We start from the raw sequence: 16,313 nt of genomic DNA, 5'->3' as shown, positions 1-16,313 counted from the left end.
GCTCCTTGCGTCTTGAAATCGATTTCGCGTACAGTTGCGAGAGATTTCAGAATCACGGGCATCGGTTTCAAGGAGGACGCCATGCGCTGCACCCTCGGGGTGGACATCGGCACATCCAGCAGCAAGGGCGTGCTCGTCGACGCGACCGGCGCGATCATCGCCTCGGCGACGAGAGCGCACCGGGTCAGCCGTCCGCGCACGGGCTGGGTGGAGATGGATGCCGACGTCTGGTGGGAGGAGTTCACGCAGCTCTCCCGCGAGCTCCTCGCCGCTGCCCCGGAGGCGCAGGTCGCCGGCGTCGGCGTGAGCGGGATGGGGCCCTGCATCCTGCTCGCGGATGCCGCTGATCGACCCGTCCGCGAAGCGATCCTGTACGGCGTGGACACCCGCGCCGGCGCCCAGATCGAGCGCCTGACCGCCGAGCTCGGCGAGGACGAGATCGTCAGGGTGGGCGGCTCCTCGCTCACCTCTCAGGCGGGCGGACCGAAGATCGTCTGGATCGCCGACGAGGAGCCGACGGCCTGGTCGCGCGCCGAACGGCTGTTCATGCCGGCCTCGTGGCTCGTGCGTCGACTCACGGGCGCGTACGTGCTCGACCACCAGTCCGCGAGCCAGCTCTCACCCCTCTACGATATCGACCGCGAGACCTGGCACGACGAGTGGTGGCAGCGCTACGCGCCGACGATCGCGCAGCCGGAGCTGCGCTGGGCAGGCGACATCGCCGGAGCCGTCACCGCGGAGGCGGCGGCAGCCACCGGCATCCCCGTCGGAACCCCGGTCATCACCGGCACGATCGACGCCTGGGCCGAGGCGGTGAGCGTCGGCGCGCACGGGACCGGTGACCTCATGCTGATGTACGGCACGACGATGTTCCTCGTCGCCACGGGCTCCGAGACGCTGCGCAGCCCCTCGATGTGGACGACGGCCGGCGCCTTCGCCGGCACCCGCAATCTGGCGGGCGGCCTGTCGGCCTCCGGCGCCCTCACGGCGTGGCTCGCCGATCTGACCGGCGCCGACTACCCGCAGCTGCTCGCCGAGGCGGTCGAGTCCGGCGCTGGTGCGCGCGGACTGCTGATGCTGCCGTACTTCGCGGGCGAGCGAACGCCCATCCAGGACCCGGATGCCCGGGGCGTCATCGCCGGGCTCACCCTCGCCCATACCAGGGGCGACCTCTATCGGGCCGCTCTCGAGGCCACGGCACTCGGCGTGCGGCACAACGTCGAGACGATGCGCGCGGCGGGAGCCGACATCCGTCGCATCGTCGCGGTGGGGGGCGGCACCCAGGGCGCGCTCTGGCTGCAGGTGGTCTCGGATGCCACGGGGCTCGCGCAGCAGGTGCCGGAGACGACCATCGGCGCGAGCTACGGCGCGGCGTTCCTCGCCGCCACGGCGACCGCCGAGCACGGCGACGCACCGGCGATCGAGGACTGGAACCCCGTCGCCCGGACGATCACGCCCGACCCCGAGGTGCGCGCCCGCTACGACGCACTGTTCGACCGCTACCTGCGCCTGTACGACGCCACCACGACGGTGTCGCATGAGCTCGCCGCCGACCAGAGAGGAGCTGCCGCATGACGCGTCGCGCCCCCGGCATCCCGCACACCTCGCAGGCCACCGCCTTCCCGCTCGGCGGCATCGGGACCGGGAACGTCTCGATCGGCGCACGGGGGGAGCTGCGCGACTGGGAGCTGGAGAACCTGCCGGACAAGGGCAGGCGGAACCCGCACTCGTTCTTCGCGATCCATGCCGCCCCCGTCGGAGGCCCGCCGGTGACGCGCGTGCTCGAAGCCCGCCTGACCGGGCGTCACGATGCGGATGCGGGGTACGCCTTCGACCAGCTCGCCGGGCTCCCTCGGCTCGCCGGGGCGACTCTGCACGGGGAGTACCCGGTCGTCGACGTCGACTTCGACGACGACCTGCTGCCCGTCGACGTCTCGCTGCACGCGTTCACTCCGCTGGTGCCGCTCGACGCCGACGCATCCGGCATCCCCGCCGCCGTGCTGCGCTACCGCGTCAGCAATCCCGCCGACGTGCCGGTCACGGTCACCGTCGTCGGGAGCGTCTCGCACACGGCCGGACGCGGAACGCCCGGCCCTGACGCGCCGTGGGGGATGCGCGCGACCCAGACAGTGCGCTGGCGCGACGACGGTGACGTGCGCGGACTCGACTTCGGCATCGACCTGCCGGAGGACGACCCCGGCTACGGCACGCTCAGCCTCACCACGACGGATGCCGCGACCACGGTCAAGCCGCAGTGGGTGACCAGCTACTGGCCCGACGGGGCCCGCCTGTTCTGGGACGACCTGACAGCCGACGGCCTGCTGCAGGCGGAGCCGCGACTGACTCTCGAGGACCGCCCGCGCGGGCTGTTCGCCGAACTCGACGCCGACCCGGACGCCGCACCGCTGACCGAGGAGGAGATGCTCGCGAAGCTGCCGCGGCTGCGCACCGGATCACTCGGCCTCGTGCACGAGATCGCCCCCGGCGAGAGCCGGGACTTCGAGTTCGCGCTGTCCTGGAGCTTCCCGAACCGGCGGCGCGGATGGCACGGGCACATCGTGTTCGCCGACCCGCCGGGCGACGAGATCGTCCACAACCACTACGCGACGCTCTGGCCGGATGCCTGGGCCGCCGCGCGGCACCTGCATGCGAACCTCGACGAGCTCGAGCGCTCGACGGACGCGTTCGTGGACGCCCTCTACGGGGGGAGCCTCGACCCGGTGCTCGCGGACGCGATCGGCGCGAACATCGCAGCGGCGCGGTCGACCACCGGGTTCGTCCTCGAATCGCCCACCCCCGAGCTGGGGGAGGGGCCGGTGTTCGCCGCCTGGGAAGGGTCCTTCGACCACGGCGGATCCTGCGAGGGCACCTGCACGCACGTGTGGTCGTACGCACAGACGCTCGCGTGGCTCTTCCCCACGCTCGAGCGCAGCGCGCGACGGGCCGAGTACCTGCTGGAGACGGACGACGACGGCGCGCAGAAGTTCCGCGGCAACCGCATCTTCGGCGGGCCGTCGTGGTTCATGGGCCCCGCCGTCGACGGACAGCTCGGCACCCTGCTGCGACTGCATCGGGAATGGCGGTTCAGCGGCGACGACGCGTTCCTGCGCGAGCTCTGGCCCGCTGCCTCCCGCACGCTCGACTATGCGATCCGCGAGTGGGACCGCGACGGCGACGGGCTGCTCGACGGCGAGATGCACAACACCTACGACATCGAGTTCCACGGCGCGGAGCCCCTCGCGAACGGCGTGTACCTCGCCGCTCTCCGGGCCGGGGCGCGGATGGCGCGCCATCTCGGTGAGACGGAACGCGCGACGGCGTGGGATCGGCGGGCCGACCACGTCGCCGCCGCGATCGACGAGACGCTGTGGAACGGCGAGTACTACCGGCAACTCATCGATGACCCTGATGCGCACCGCTACCAGTACGGCGACGGCGTGCTCTCCGACCAGCTGCTCGGGCAGTTCCACGCGTACCTCAATGGGCTCGGCAGCATCCTTCCCGCCGAGCGCGTCGAGTCCGCCCTGACAGCGATCGTCGCGCACAACTTCCGTTCCGACCTCACCGCCCACGAGAGTACGCAGCGCGTCTACGCGTTGAACGACGAGGCCGGGCTCCTGCTCGCCTCCTGGCCGCACGGCGGGCGTCCGAGCATCCCGTTCGTTTACTCCGACGAGGTGTGGACGGGAGTGGAGCACCAGGTCGCCGCGTCGCTGCTGTTCGCCGGGCGGACGGAGGAGGCGCTGCGCATCGAACGTGCCGTGCGATCGCGGTACGACGGCACCCACCGCAACCCCTGGAACGAGATCGAATGCGGCAATCACTACGCGCGCTCCCTCGCCTCCTGGGCGCTGCTGCTCGGCGCGAGCGGTGCGCAGTGGGATGCACCGACCGGCATCCTCTCCTTCGCCCCGGCATCAGACGGCGCCTTCCGCAGTCTGTTCACCACGGGCACGGGGTGGGGACGCGTCGAGATCGACGGCGACTCCCTGACGCTCCGTCTCGACGGCGGCACGCTCGACGTCGACGACCTCCAGCTGCGCGGCCGGAGCATCGGCCGCGGCATCCGACTCCGAGCGGGCGAGACGCAGCTCTTCCCGCCCGACGCCACCACGACGACCACGACCATCCGACCGACCAGCACCACCCGCACCAGCGAAGAGGCATCATGAGCACCTACACCCTCCCGGCACAGGCATCCCGTCCGGCATCCGCACCCCGGACCGCCTACCTGATCGCATCCGGCGACCTCCGCGAGGCCGCCAACACCGGCGGCTGGCCGGTGCAGGTCGAACTCGAGGCGGGTGTCACCGGTGTCTTCGCCGACCTCGGCTGGACCGTGATCCGAGCCAACGGCGTCGACCCCGAGACCGGGCACGGTTTCATCTCCAGTCAGCGCATGGGCCTCGAGGTCTTCAAGAACATCCCCGCGGATGCCCCGCTGATCGTCGCCGAGGCCGTGTGGCAGTACTCGCACCACGTGCTCGCCGGACTCCGCACGCATGAGGGGCCGATCCTCACGGTGGCGAACTTCGCAGGCGACTGGCCGGGACTCGTCGGGCTCCTCGGGCTCAACGCGGGGCTGACCAAGATGAACAAGCCCTACTCGACGATCTGGTCGGTCGACTTCACGGACGACTGGTTCATGGCCGGCATCAGGGAGTGGACCGAGACCGGCTCGATCACCCATGACGCCTCGCACGTGCGCCCGCTGCCGACGCTGCCGGACAGCCCCGAGAAGGAGCTGGGGGAGGCGCTCGCCGCGGAGCTGCTCGCGGAGAAGGCCATCATCGGCGTGTTCGACGAGGGCTGCATGGGCATGTACAACGCCATCTTCGACGACGAGCTGCTCAACGGCACCGGCATCTACAAGGAGCGGCTGTCGCAGTCGGCTCTCTACGCCGAGATGCTGAATGTGACGGAGGAAGAGGCGGATGCCGCCTACGACTGGCTGATCGAGCGCGGCATGACGTTCCGCTACGGCGAGGACGCCGCGACCGAGCTGACCCGCGAGCAGGTGCAGTGGCAGCTGAAGATGTACATCGCGGCGCTGCGGATCGCCGACGACTTCGGCCTCGACGCCGTCGGCATCCAGTATCAGCAGGGCCTCAAAGACCTGGTGCCGGCATCCGACCTCGCCGAGGGGATCCTGAACTCGACGGAGCGGCCGCCGGTGACCTCGCGCGACGGCTCGCGGGTGCTGCACGAGGGTCGTGCCTTCCCGCACTTCAACGAGGCCGACGAGGGGGTCGCGGTCGACGCCCTGGTGACCGACCGCGTCTGGCGGGCGATGGGACTCGTGCCGGACAACACGCTGCACGACGTGCGCTGGGGCGAGGACTACGACGGGCAGTTCGTCTGGGTCTACGAGATCTCGGGCTCGGTGCCCGCCTCGCATCTCGGCGGATGGCAGAACGCCGAGGGCTGGCGGCAGGGTCATGTCTTCTTCCCGGCGGGCGGCGCCACGATCAACGGCGTCTCGAAGCCGGGTGAGATCGTGCTGTCGCGGGTGTTCATCGCCGACGGCATCCTGCAGGCCGACATCTTCCGCGCGTCGGTGGTCGAGCTGCCTGAGGAGGAGACGCAGCGACGCAAGGACGCCACGAACCCGGAGTGGCCGATCGCCCACGTCGTGCTGCACGGCGTCTCGCGCGACCAGTTCATGGCCAGGCACAAGGCGAACCACGCCCAGCTGGTTTACGCGCCCGACGCCGAGACCGCCGACAAGGCGCTGATCGCGAAGGCCGCGATGTTCGCCGGCATGGGGATCCGGGTCAACCTCGTCGGAGACGTGAGCGTCTGAGCGGAGGGATCCAAGCGGTCGGGAAGGGGCGGATGCTGCGGCATCCGTCCCTTCTTCTCTGCCTTCCGGTGGAATCACTTAAGCGCTATAGTCGGCGACAGGTCGCGACGGCGCGACCGGATTCGACAACGACGCCGAAGGAGACGATCAGTCATGAACCAGAACGTCAGGAATCACCGGTTCCGAAAGGGCATCGCCGGTCTCGGAGTGCTCGCCACCGCTGCTGCCGGCATATTCGTCGGAACCGCGGGTGCTACCGCCGACGCGACCGAGCCGATCGATCCGCAGCTCGCTGTCTACGTGGAGGTGAACTCGAACGATTTAGCGAACGTCGCCGACTACACGCTCGCCGAGTCGGGCGACGCCGCCATCGACATGGCGATGATCTTCGCCGCCAACATCAACTACGACGGCGAGAAGGCGTACCTGCACTTCAACGAGCGAGTCACCGAGACGCTCGAGAACGCCCAGACGCAGATCCGTCCGGTGCAGGCGAAGGGCACCAAGGTGCTGCTCTCGGTGCTCGGCAACCATCAGGGTGCCGGGTTCGCGAACTTCTCCTCCTTCGAGGAGGCGGACGCCTTCGCCGCCCAGCTCGAGGATGCCGTGGACACCTACGGTCTGGACGGCATCGACTTCGACGACGAGTGGACGGAGTACGGGGCGAACGGCACGCCGCAGCCCAACGCGCAGTCGTTCGGTTGGCTCGCGACGGCACTGCGCGACCGGCTCGGACCCGACAAGATCATCAGCCTGTATGCGATCGGGCCGACGTACACGACGACCGACTTCTCGCTGTTCGACGCGGCCGGCGTGCTCGACTACGCGTGGAACCCGTACTACCCGACCTACGACGCCCCGACGGTGCCGGGACTCGACGACAGGGGGCGGCTCGGCGCGGCCGCCATCGACCTCTCGAACACGAGTGCGGCGACGGCGGCGGACTTCGCCGAGCGCACCGTGGCCGACGGCTACGGGGTGTACGTGGCCTACAACCTGACGGCGACCGATCAGTCGGCGTACCTCTCGGGCATCACCGAGGCGCTGAAGGGCGAGTCGACCGTGTACCGGGCGGCGCCCGGCGACACGACGCCCCCGACGGTCACGATCAAGTCCGGCGCGAAGTACACGAAGGGCGACGCGGAGGACGGGTACAAGCGCATCAGCTTCGCGCTGCACGACGAGGGGCAGATCGATCGGCTCTACGTCAACGGCGTCCTCAAGGACCTCACCGACGATCGGTGGAGCGACCTGAACTTCGTGAAGTCGGGCGCGTTCGGTGCCGTGAAGGGCGAGAACACGCTGCAGGTGCTCGACGTCGCCGGCAACACCACGGAGGTGTCGTTCGTCCTGACGAAGTGATCAGCCGAGGTCGAAGACCTCGAGCTGACGGATCGTGACCTCGGCCTCCGCCCGCACGCGGATGGCCGAGGTCACGACTCGTGCGGCCAGAGTGAACGGCGTCGTGCGGTCGCGGGCCAGATCGCTCTCGTGCGTCACCGAGGCGAGGACCCAGCCGCCGCCCCGACCCTCGACCTCCCAGCGCAGGTGGGAGGACGGTGCCGCGGCGACCATCGTCACGGTCAGGTCGCTCACCGCGCGGGGCTCGGCGAATCGCCATCCGATCCATCCCCCCGCCGAGAGTGCCACTCCCTTGCTGCCGGCCGGATCGCCGTCGTCGAAGGCGCGATCCGCGTGCGCGACCGCAGCGGATGCGATCGGGCCGCCCCCGCTCGCGGTCAGATCGGGTCGCCAGAGGATGACCCCCGAGCGCTCCGTGCCGCCCGACTCGAGCGCGGTCGCCGGATCGGTGCCGAACACGAGTTCGAGCTCGGCATTCTCCGTCCCGACGAGGAGGGCGTCGACGGGCAGGTCCGCCGAGGTCAGCGCGACACCGTTCAGCGACGCGGCCTGCAGGACGGATGCGTCCGGGCCGCCGCGTCCGACGCGTCGCGAGCGGATGCGGAGGGAGCGGCCGTCGCCTCGCTGCACGCGGATGTCGTCGAAGAGGGGCGAGCCGATGCGCAGCATTCCTGAGGCGAGCTCGAGCGGGTAGAGGCCGAGGGCCGCCCACAGCCACCAGGCGCTCATCTCGCCGTTGTCCTCGTCGCCGGGGAAGCCCTGGCCGATATGGGCGCCGGCGAACAGGCGGCCGGCGAGGTCGTGCACGATCTCGCCGGTGCGCCACGGCCGGTCCGTGAACGCGTACATGAACGGGATGTGGTGCGCCGGCTGGTTCGAGATGGCGCACATGCCCGAGCGCAGCGCCCGCGCCTCGCGCTGCTCGTGGATGACGGTGCCGTAGGCGCCGCCGAACCGTTCGTCGGCGGTCTCGGGCTCCGCGAACAGAGCGTCGAGATGACGACCGAGACCCTCAGGGCCGCCGTGCAGCTCGGCAAGACCCGCGCCGTCGTGCACGATGCCCACGGACATGCCCCAGGCGTTGGTCTCGACGTTGTCACCGCCCCAGACCCTCGGATCGAAGTCCGCGGCGAACGCGCCGGCCGAGTCCCTCCCTCGGAAGAAGCCCGTCTCGGCGTCGAACAGCGTGCGATACGACAGCGCGCGGTTGGCGAAGTATCGTGCGAAGGAGCGGTAGCGCGCGGCATCCGACTCCGACTCCGCGTCCTGGGCGAGCTGCGCGGCGAATCGGCCGAGAGCGGCATCGCTCACGGCGTTCTCGATGCTCCAGCTCATCCCCTCGGGAACCTCCGACGGGATGTAGCCCGTGAAACGACCCCCGGCGATGCCTTTGCGACCGCGCAGGGCATCCGGCCCCGGTTCGCAGGCGTTGCGCCATCCGCTCTCGAAGGCGGCGGTGCGGTCGAAGCGCACCCCCCAGCGGGCGGCGTCGGCGAAGATCTGGTCACTGGAGGTGCCCACCATGCTGTCGACGTAGCCCGGGGCGCTCCATCGCGCCATCCAGCCGCCTCGGCGGTACTGCGCGAGCTGGCCGTTCAGCAGCCGGCCGGTCAGAGCGGGATCGAGCAGAGCGAGCGCCGGCCATTCCGTGCGGTAGGTGTCCCAGTAGCCGTTGTTGACGACGAGCTCTCCGTCGACCACCGGTGCGCTCGTCGTCTCTGCGCCGAACGGTCGGCGAGCGGCGTATACGTCGGCGAAGCGCGGACGCGGGTGCGCCGCGGTGCCCGTGTCCTCCGCGGCGGTGTTCGGATACAGATGCATCCGATGGAGGGCGGCGGCGATCCTGGCGCGGTGCTCCTCGTCGGCAAGCCTGCGGAACGGCGCCTCCGACAGGGGGAGCGGCGGGATGCTCACGCGCGACAGCACCCGGTCCCATGCCGCCGCGGCTCGGGAGCGGAGGTCGTCGTATGTCACGTGCTCCGGCGCTTCGAGCTCGAGGCTGCGCCTGGCCTGCTCCACAGAGAGGAAGGACACCGCGACCCGCACCTCGAGGGAACCGCGTCCGCCCACGTACCCGGCGACGCGGCTGCGCCCGTCGTCGTCGAGCATCCCGTGTGTGCCGCACGCATCCGTCGCGTCCGCATCTGCATCACTGCGAGGCCGGAGCACGACACCCGCGAAGTAGCCGCGGGGCGCATTGCCCCAGTCCTCGGTGCCCTCCGGCAGCCACCCCTCGAAGCGATCGGGAGAGGTCCATCGCAGCAGCCCCTCGTCGGTGGGCTGATCGATCACGAAGCCGACGGTCGCCTCGGGGTCGGTCGCGGTCGCGCGGAACGCCGCCGTATGCGAGGTCGCCGTCATCGAGGCCGACAGTCCGCCGGTCAGCTCGACCGCGTACTCGTGCGGCCTGGCGCGCTCGGACCCGGGGGCTATCCAGCGCCGTCGTGTCGAGCGCTCCGACGCCGGCCGCCCCGCGAAGGGCATCAGCTGCAGCACCGAGCGGTCGCCGATCCAGGGGCTCGGCTGGTGCGAGAACTGCAGCGCCTCGAGCCGTCTGCCCTCGGGGTCGTCGTGGATGCTCGGGCGATACGGCCAGCGCGTGTCCGAGGCGTCGGTGGCCGGGGTGACGAAGGCGAACCCGTGCGGCACCGCGACCGCGGGGATCGTGTTCCCCCGGGAGAACCTCGGCCCGGAGTGCGTGCCGCGGCGGGTGTCGACGCGGTCGACCGGCCGAAGCTCGCCCGACGCCGCCTGCTCTTCGAGAGTGCACTGCACGAAGCCGGTGACCACGGAGGGGAGGCTCGGATGCGCGGCCAGCGCGTCCGTGCCGAGGACGATCTCGACCGTGGCCGTGCCGCCCTGCAGCGGCTCGAGTGCGACGGTGTCGGCGTTCCACTGCTCGGGCATGCTCCAGCGGGCGGCGAACTGCGCATCCGCAGCGAGGGCGACGTCGTAGCGATCGCGGACGCCCGCGATGTCGCTCAGCCTCGTCCCCTCTCCGCCTCGCACATCGACCGTCCGCACATCGACAGTCACGGCGAGCGCCGCGTGCGGAGCGAGGGTCGCTGCCGCGCCGTCGGCGTAGAACGCCCAGTGCAGCACCGTTCCGGGCGTGATGTCGACGTCGGTCAGCCCCGGCACCTCGACCCGCTGCTCGCCGGCTGTGGGGTCGAAGGAGAACGCGAAGACCGGGCCGGCGAGCACGCCCGCACGGGGCCGGGACGAGGGAGGATCCGCCGGACCCTCCGCCGGCGTGAGATGCGCGGTGCTCACCCCTTGATCGCGCCTTCCTGCACGCCCTTGAAGAAGAAGCGCTGGGTGAAGGAGAACATGATGACGATCGGCACGAGCGCGATCATTGTCCCGGCGGCGATCAGGCGCGGGTCGACCGAGAAGCTGCTGTTGAGGTACGCCATGCCGACGGTCAGCGTGTACTTCGCGGGATCCGAGAGCACGATCAGCGGCCAGAGGTAGTCGTCCCACGCTCCGATGAAGGCGAAGATCGCGACGACGGAGACCATGCCGCGGATGTTCGGCCACACGATGTGCCTGATCCGCTGCCAGGTCGTCGCGCCGTCGACCGTCGCCGCATCCAGGACGTCCTTCGGGATCATCCGGCACGCGGTGGCGACGAGCAGCACGTTCATCGCGCTGATGGCGCCGGGCAGAAACACGCCCCACAGGGTGTCGGCGAGGCCGAGCGCGCGGATGGTGAGGAAGTTGCTCGTCACCGTGACCTCGCCGGGGAACAGCAGGGTCGAGAGCAGGATGGCCATCACGATCCACTTGCCGCGGAACCGCATGCATCCGAGGGCGTAGCCGGCGAACGTGGCGAGCACCACGTTGCTGATCACGGTGCCCACCGAGACGAGCAGCGAATGCCACGCGTAGAGGTAGACCGGGACGATCTCGGCGACCGTGGCGTAGTTCTGCAGCGTCGGCTCGCGGGGGATCAGGTTCGGCGGGAAGGAGTAGATGTTCTCCTGCGGGCCCTTGAACGACGTCGACAGCTGCCACAGGAAGGGGCCGATGACGAGCACGAGCACGAGCAGCAGCAGCGCGTACCGGCCGATCAGTCCGCCGAGGGTCGGCTTGCTGAAATCGCCGGAGCCACGTCGGCGGAAGATGGGTTCGCGCGTGGTCGCAGCCGGCTGATCGCCGGGGCGACGGTCGTCGTCGATGAGGGGCGGAGTGAGGGTGCTCATGCGGAGACCTTCGCCTTCTTCTCGCGATTCATGAAGGCGATCGCGGCCAGCGGGATGAGGGTGAGCAGGAACAGGGCGACGCTGATCGCCGAGGCGTAGCCGATGTTGCCGTTGAGTCCTGAGCCGACCTGACGGATCAGCATGACCAGCGACATGTCGTATCCACCGGGACCGCCCGTGCTCTTGGAGAGGACGTCGAGCTCGGCGAACACCCTCATGGCCGACACCGCGATGAGCACCGCGATCAGCAGCATCGCGCCTCGCACCGAGGGGATCGTCACCGAGAGGAAGCGACGGAAGGATCCAGCGCCGTCGAGCATCGCGGCCTCGTGCAGCTCCTTGCCGACGTTCCCGAGGGCGGCGAGGTACACGACCATGTAGTAGCCGAGGCCCTTCCAGACCGTGAGCAGGATCGCGCAGCCGAGCAGCAGCCAGCGGTCGACGAGGAACGCCATGGGCTTGTCGACGAGTCCGAGGAACTCGAGCGTCTGGTTGATGATGCCCCGGCTGTCGAACAGCCACGTCCAGATGAGGGCGACCACGACGACAGAGGCGATGACCGGGAAGTAGAAGGTGGTGCGGAAGAACGCGATGCCGGGGAGCTTCTTCTGCACGAGCAGGGCGAGCAGCAGCGGGAGGATCGTGAGCAGCGGGACGCAGACCACCACGTAGATGATGCACGTGGTCAGCGCGTTCCAGAACATCTCGTCCCCGAACATCCGCTCGTAGTTCGCTCCGCCCACGAACTCGGGGGTCCGCAGGGGGCGCGCGTCGGTGAAGCTCAGGAACACGGTGTTGAGGAACGGCCAGAGCGCGAACACCAGCACCCAGATGACGGCGGGGCCGAGGAGGAGCCACGGGGTGAACCACCGGTGCGATCTCATGGTGGTCCTCCTGGTCCGGGTGCTGGTGTGCGCGCTCATGGCTTACTGGTCCACGCGGTTCGCGTTGGCGTACTCGACGATCTTGTCGAGCTGCTCCTTGGCGTCGGCCTCGCCGTTGACGGCCAGCGCGATCTGCTGGGTCATGTACGTCGCCATGTCGGAGGTCCACTGGAACGGGATGGCCTTGGCATCCTCCATCGCGGTGAACACCGTGTCGATCGCGGCGAGCTGCTTCTCGTCGGTGATCGAGGACGAGATGTTCTCGACGACCGCATCCCCACCGCTCGAGGTACCGGGTGCCGTGCCGACGGCGAGCGACGAGAACGCCACCTGGTTCTCCTCGTTCGTCGCGAACTCGGCGAAGGCGAGGGCGGCTTCCTTGTTGTCGGAGTCGGCCGAGACGTTGAGTCCCTGCACGTAGAGCGGCGGGATGCCGAGCCGCTGCGTGGCGACGGTGTTCTCCAGCAGCGCGGGCGCGTCCTTGGCGAGGTCCGTCGTGAAGCCGGTGCCGCCGGTCGTGAACGCGACCTTCTCCTGGATGTAGGCCTCGGCGTTCCCGCCGTAGTCGCCGGTCAGCGCCTCGGCCGGCATCGCGCCCGCGGCGTAGGCATCCGCGTACTTCTCGATGATCGCCGCCGCCTCATCCGTGTTGAAGTCGAACTCGCCCTTGTCGTTGATGACCTCCATGCCTGCGGAGGTGAAGGTGTCGAGGGCCGGGATCGACGAGAGCAGCTGCACCTTGCCGCCGGACTCGGTCGCGACGTCCTCGGCGAGGTCGAGCAGCTCGTCGACCGTGGTCGGGAGGTTGTCCTCCGTGACGCCGTAGGGCGCGAGCTGGGCGAGGTTCCACCACGACGCATCGCTGGAGAGGTACCAGGGCAGACCGTAGGTGCCCTCGACCTCGGGGTACTGGCTGTACGCGTCCCACGCCCCGGCGTTGTACTCCGACTTCAGGTCGGGGTCGGCCTTCTCGAGGTCGAGGAGCTTGCCGGCGGCCACCAGCGGGTACGCGATGTCCGGCGGCAGGTTCAGCACGTCGGGCAGGGTGTCGGCGTTGGCCTGGCTGAGGATCTTCTCCTGATAGCCGTCGCCCGGCTGGTCCAGCCACTCGACCGTGACGTCGGGGTGCTCCTTCTCGAAGGCGTCGATCAGCTCTTCGAAGTACGGGGTGAACTTCTCGTTCTTCAGCGACCAGGTCTGGAACTGGATCGTTCCGCTCAGTTCGCCGGAGGTGTCGATGGGGCCGTCGGAGCCTGCGGGGGCGCCGCCCCCGGTGCAGCCGGCGAGCGCCATGGCGCCGATCGTGAATGTTGCCAGAGCGACAATGCGTGCGGGAACTTTCATCGTGCTTCTTCCTCGAGGCGGGCGATTGGCGGTGTCCACTCCCGTGGACTACAACGCTTTAGCAGATGAAACCATCGGAAGCCGCCTCTGTCAAGGCTAGCCACCGTGTCGTCAATCGAGACAGAGAACACGCGGTAGGGCGTCCGGTGCTCAAGCGTTATAGTGGTGCGACCTGTCCTCGTCGGAGGGCTCTGTCGGAAAGGTCCGGACACATGACGCAGCGCCGCGCTCTCGATGCTCCACTGAGATTCGGGGCGAACTACACGCCGTCGAAGGAGTGGATGCACTCCTGGCTCGACTTCACCCCCGACGACGTGCGGCGCGACTTCGCCGCGCTCGCGGAGCTGGGCCTCGACCACGTCAGGGTCTTCCCGCTGTGGAACGTGCTGCAGCCCAACCGCACCCTGATCCGCGCGAAGGCCGTCGACGACGTGCGCGCCATGGTCGACATCGGCGCCGAGTTCGGTCTGGACGTCAGCGTCGACGTCATCCAGGGCCACCTGTCGAGCTTCGACTTCGTGCCCTCGTGGCTCTACACCTGGCACGACCGCAACATGTTCACCGACCCCGCGGCGCTCGAGGGGCAGGCGGCCCTCGTGCGCGCGCTCGCCGGATCGCTGCGCGATGCGCCGAACTTCCTCGGGCTGACCCTCGGCAACGAGGTCAACCAGTTCTCCGCCCACACGCACCCCTCGCCCTGGCCGGTGACGACGGATGAGGCCGGGCGATGGATCGAGACGCTGCTGGCCGCTGCCGAAGAGGCGGCACCGGGGCTCCCTCATGTGCACAGCGAGTACGACGCGGTCTGGTACATGGACGGGCACGGCTTCACCCCGGCCCACGCGTCGCGTCTCGGGGCGATGACCACCATCCACTCCTGGATCTTCAACGGCACCGCCCAGCGCTACGGCGGAAGGTCGGTCGCGGCCGACCGTCATGCGGAGTACCTCATCGAGCTCTCCCGCGCGTTCGCGACCGAGCAGGATCGGCCGGTGTGGCTGCAGGAGGTCGGCGCCCCCTCGAACTGCCTGGAGGAGGGCGAGATGCCCGACTTCCTCGAGGCGACGCTGCGGTCGGCCGTGCGCACCGACGATCTCTGGGGGGTGACGTGGTGGTGCTCGCACGACGTCAGCCGCGACCTCGGCGACTTCCCCGAGCTGGAGTACTCGCTCGGGCTCATCGACCAGAGCGGAGCGGCGAAGCCCATCGGCCGCCGCTTCGCGGAGCTCATCCCGGAGCTGCGGGCGCGGACGGCTGCCCCCGCCCGCGACACGGCCATCGTGGTCGAGGTCGACGAGCACGAAGTGCCCGTGAGTCGGGCGGCGCTGAGCCCGGGCGGCGCGGTGTTCCAGGCCTGGGTGGATGCCTGTTCCGCCGGCGTGGATCCCGCGTTCGTCACCTCACGCGAGGCGCTGAATCCTGCGGCGCTGGATGCGCGCGGCATCCGCTCGCTGATCCGTCCCGACCTGTCGGTCGGCGAGGTCGACCGCTACGGCTCGGTCAACACGGTTCTGAACGGCTGAGGCGGGCACGCCCGGCTGATGCCGGCCTGGACGGCTGACGCGGGCGCGGCTGGAATCCCGAGCGCGTCAGGATGCCGCGGTCGGTGGCGCGGTGCTCTCGCGTGCGGTGAGGGTCGGAGTGGGCCCCTGGATGCTGGGCAGGGTGGTCCCTGCGACGATCTGCTCCAGGAGCAGCGTGGCCGCGCGCTCGCCGAGCTCGAACGTGTCGCGGGTCATGGCTGTGATCGACGGGTTGATGAGACCCGCGATCACGGAGTCGTCGAACGACGCGATCGAGACGTCCCGAGGCACGGAGCGCCCCATCTCCTGCGCGACCCGGAGGCCGGCGACCGCCATCACGTCGTTGTCGTAGACGATCGCCGTGGGGCGCACCCTCCCCGAGAGCTGTGCCCTGGTCACGGCCGACGCGCGGGCGGGGGAGAAGTCCGTGGTGATGACGTCGCCCGAGACGCCGTCGGACGCCATGCGCGCGAGCACCTGCGCCCGCAGATGCGTGTGTTCGAGGTCGTCGGGGCCCGCCACGTAGGTGATGCGCGTGTGGCCGAGGGCGGCGAGGTAGGAGAACAGCGTCTCGGCGACCTCGTCGTCGGCGATCCAGACACTGGGCACGGCGCCGACGGGGGAGGGGTTCGAGCCGATCAGCACCGCGCGGGCATCGAGGGCCGTGATGCGGTCGCTGCGGGGGTCGTCGTCGCGCGGATCGATCATGATGATGCCGTCGACCTGGTTCGACGAACGCCATTGCCGGTGCACCTCCATCTCCTCGGCGATGTCCGAGACGAGCCGCAGCTGCAGGCTGACCTTGCTCTCCGAGAGTCGCGACTCGATGCCGGCGATGAGGTCGGTGAAGAAGGCCTCGGATCCGAGTGAGCGGGCAGGGCGCGCGAGCGCGAATCCGACCGTGTTGGCGCGTGCGCCGACGAGCGCTCTGGCGGCGGAGCTCGGCTGCCAGTGGTTCTCCTCGACGATCGAGAGGATCCGCTGCCGGGTCTCGTCGCTCACGCCGGGACGGCCGTTGAGGGCGAACGACACGGCACCGGGGGAGACTCCGGCCATGCGCGCGATGTCCGCGATCGTGACGCGTTTGCCGGAAGCCATGGGCATCACCCTACTTGATCGGTTTAGAGGCCAGGAAGTGCGACTCGGAGCACGGATCCGACAGCGTGCTAGATCGCTTTAGTAAATCCGATAG

At 69.6% G+C, this 16,313-nt stretch carries 10 protein-coding genes; 5 read left to right on the top strand and 5 right to left on the bottom strand.

The genetic code is table 11. From position 1 onward, the window contains the following. The first annotated feature begins 81 nt into the window (after positions 1-81). From ACESK8_RS08180 to ACESK8_RS08165, 4 genes are all read left to right on the top strand, one after another. Positions 82-1,575, top strand: a complete 1,494-nt coding sequence (locus ACESK8_RS08180) for an FGGY-family carbohydrate kinase (RefSeq protein WP_372968130.1) — start codon at positions 82-84, stop codon at positions 1,573-1,575. Next, on the top strand, positions 1,572-4,172 hold the full coding sequence (locus tag ACESK8_RS08175) for a GH116 family glycosyl hydrolase (protein WP_372968129.1): 2,601 nt from the start codon (positions 1,572-1,574) through the stop codon (positions 4,170-4,172). Before ACESK8_RS08180 ends, ACESK8_RS08175 begins: the two co-directional genes overlap by 4 nt. Further along, positions 4,169-5,803: a fucose isomerase gene (locus ACESK8_RS08170; RefSeq protein ID WP_372968128.1), complete on the top strand. Its 1,635-nt coding sequence runs from the start codon at positions 4,169-4,171 to the stop codon at positions 5,801-5,803. Before ACESK8_RS08175 ends, ACESK8_RS08170 begins: the two co-directional genes overlap by 4 nt. Positions 5,804-5,956: 153 nt before the next feature. After that, the gene (locus ACESK8_RS08165; RefSeq protein ID WP_372968127.1) at positions 5,957-7,165 is read left to right on the top strand and encodes an endo-beta-N-acetylglucosaminidase H; all 1,209 of its coding nucleotides are present in this window, start codon (positions 5,957-5,959) and stop codon (positions 7,163-7,165) included. Here the strand turns inward: ACESK8_RS08165 and ACESK8_RS08160 are convergent, their stop codons facing one another. From ACESK8_RS08160 to ACESK8_RS08145, 4 genes are read right to left on the bottom strand one after another with little or no spacing between them, the layout of a single operon-like run. Next, positions 7,166-10,438, bottom strand: coding sequence for a GH92 family glycosyl hydrolase (locus ACESK8_RS08160; protein WP_372968126.1), 3,273 nt, complete (start codon positions 10,436-10,438; stop codon positions 7,166-7,168). Then, complete coding sequence (locus ACESK8_RS08155) at positions 10,435-11,370, bottom strand: carbohydrate ABC transporter permease (protein WP_372968125.1); 936 nt, start codon at positions 11,368-11,370, stop codon at positions 10,435-10,437. Before ACESK8_RS08155 ends, ACESK8_RS08160 begins: the two co-directional genes overlap by 4 nt. Continuing rightward, a complete protein-coding gene (locus ACESK8_RS08150; RefSeq protein ID WP_060927837.1) occupies positions 11,367-12,254 on the bottom strand; it encodes a carbohydrate ABC transporter permease in 888 nt (295 codons plus the stop codon). The genes ACESK8_RS08155 and ACESK8_RS08150 overlap by 4 nt, the downstream gene beginning before the upstream one ends. A gap of 42 nt (positions 12,255-12,296) precedes the next feature. Beyond that, positions 12,297-13,598 carry an ABC transporter substrate-binding protein gene (locus ACESK8_RS08145; RefSeq protein ID WP_372968124.1) on the bottom strand — a complete coding sequence of 434 codons (1,302 nt, stop codon included), beginning with the start codon at positions 13,596-13,598 and terminating at the stop codon, positions 12,297-12,299. Positions 13,599-13,810: 212 nt separating this feature from the next. On the opposite strand from ACESK8_RS08145, the gene ACESK8_RS08140 reads away from it, so the two are divergent. After that, positions 13,811-15,121 (top strand): glycosyl hydrolase, encoded by a 1,311-nt coding sequence (locus ACESK8_RS08140; RefSeq protein WP_372968123.1) that lies wholly within the window; start codon positions 13,811-13,813, stop codon positions 15,119-15,121. 66 nt (positions 15,122-15,187) lie between these two features. On the opposite strand, the gene ACESK8_RS08135 is transcribed toward ACESK8_RS08140, so the two are convergent. Next, positions 15,188-16,219, bottom strand: a complete 1,032-nt coding sequence (locus ACESK8_RS08135) for a LacI family DNA-binding transcriptional regulator (RefSeq protein WP_372968122.1) — start codon at positions 16,217-16,219, stop codon at positions 15,188-15,190. Between the last annotated feature and the right edge of the window lie 94 nt (positions 16,220-16,313).

Source organism: Microbacterium sp. (assembly GCF_041641055.1).
GTDB lineage: Bacteria > Actinomycetota > Actinomycetes > Actinomycetales > Microbacteriaceae > Microbacterium.
Note: the sequence above shows the minus strand (reverse complement) of the source record. Positions and strands in the feature narration are given on the sequence as shown.

Excerpts from the sequence above, each read along its gene's own strand:
- ACESK8_RS08180 (WP_372968130.1), top strand. The coding sequence starts at position 82 with ATGCGCTGCACCCTCGGGGTGGACATCGGCACATCCAGCAGCAAGGGC.
- ACESK8_RS08175 (WP_372968129.1), top strand. The coding sequence starts at position 1,572 with ATGACGCGTCGCGCCCCCGGCATCCCGCACACCTCGCAGGCCACCGCC.
- ACESK8_RS08170 (WP_372968128.1), top strand. The coding sequence starts at position 4,169 with ATGAGCACCTACACCCTCCCGGCACAGGCATCCCGTCCGGCATCCGCA.
- ACESK8_RS08165 (WP_372968127.1), top strand. The coding sequence starts at position 5,957 with ATGAACCAGAACGTCAGGAATCACCGGTTCCGAAAGGGCATCGCCGGT.
- ACESK8_RS08155 (WP_372968125.1), bottom strand. The coding sequence starts at position 11,370 with ATGAGCACCCTCACTCCGCCCCTCATCGACGACGACCGTCGCCCCGGC.
- ACESK8_RS08150 (WP_060927837.1), bottom strand. The coding sequence starts at position 12,254 with ATGAGATCGCACCGGTGGTTCACCCCGTGGCTCCTCCTCGGCCCCGCC.
- ACESK8_RS08145 (WP_372968124.1), bottom strand. The coding sequence starts at position 13,598 with ATGAAAGTTCCCGCACGCATTGTCGCTCTGGCAACATTCACGATCGGC.
- ACESK8_RS08140 (WP_372968123.1), top strand. The coding sequence starts at position 13,811 with ATGACGCAGCGCCGCGCTCTCGATGCTCCACTGAGATTCGGGGCGAAC.
- ACESK8_RS08135 (WP_372968122.1), bottom strand. The coding sequence starts at position 16,219 with ATGGCTTCCGGCAAACGCGTCACGATCGCGGACATCGCGCGCATGGCC.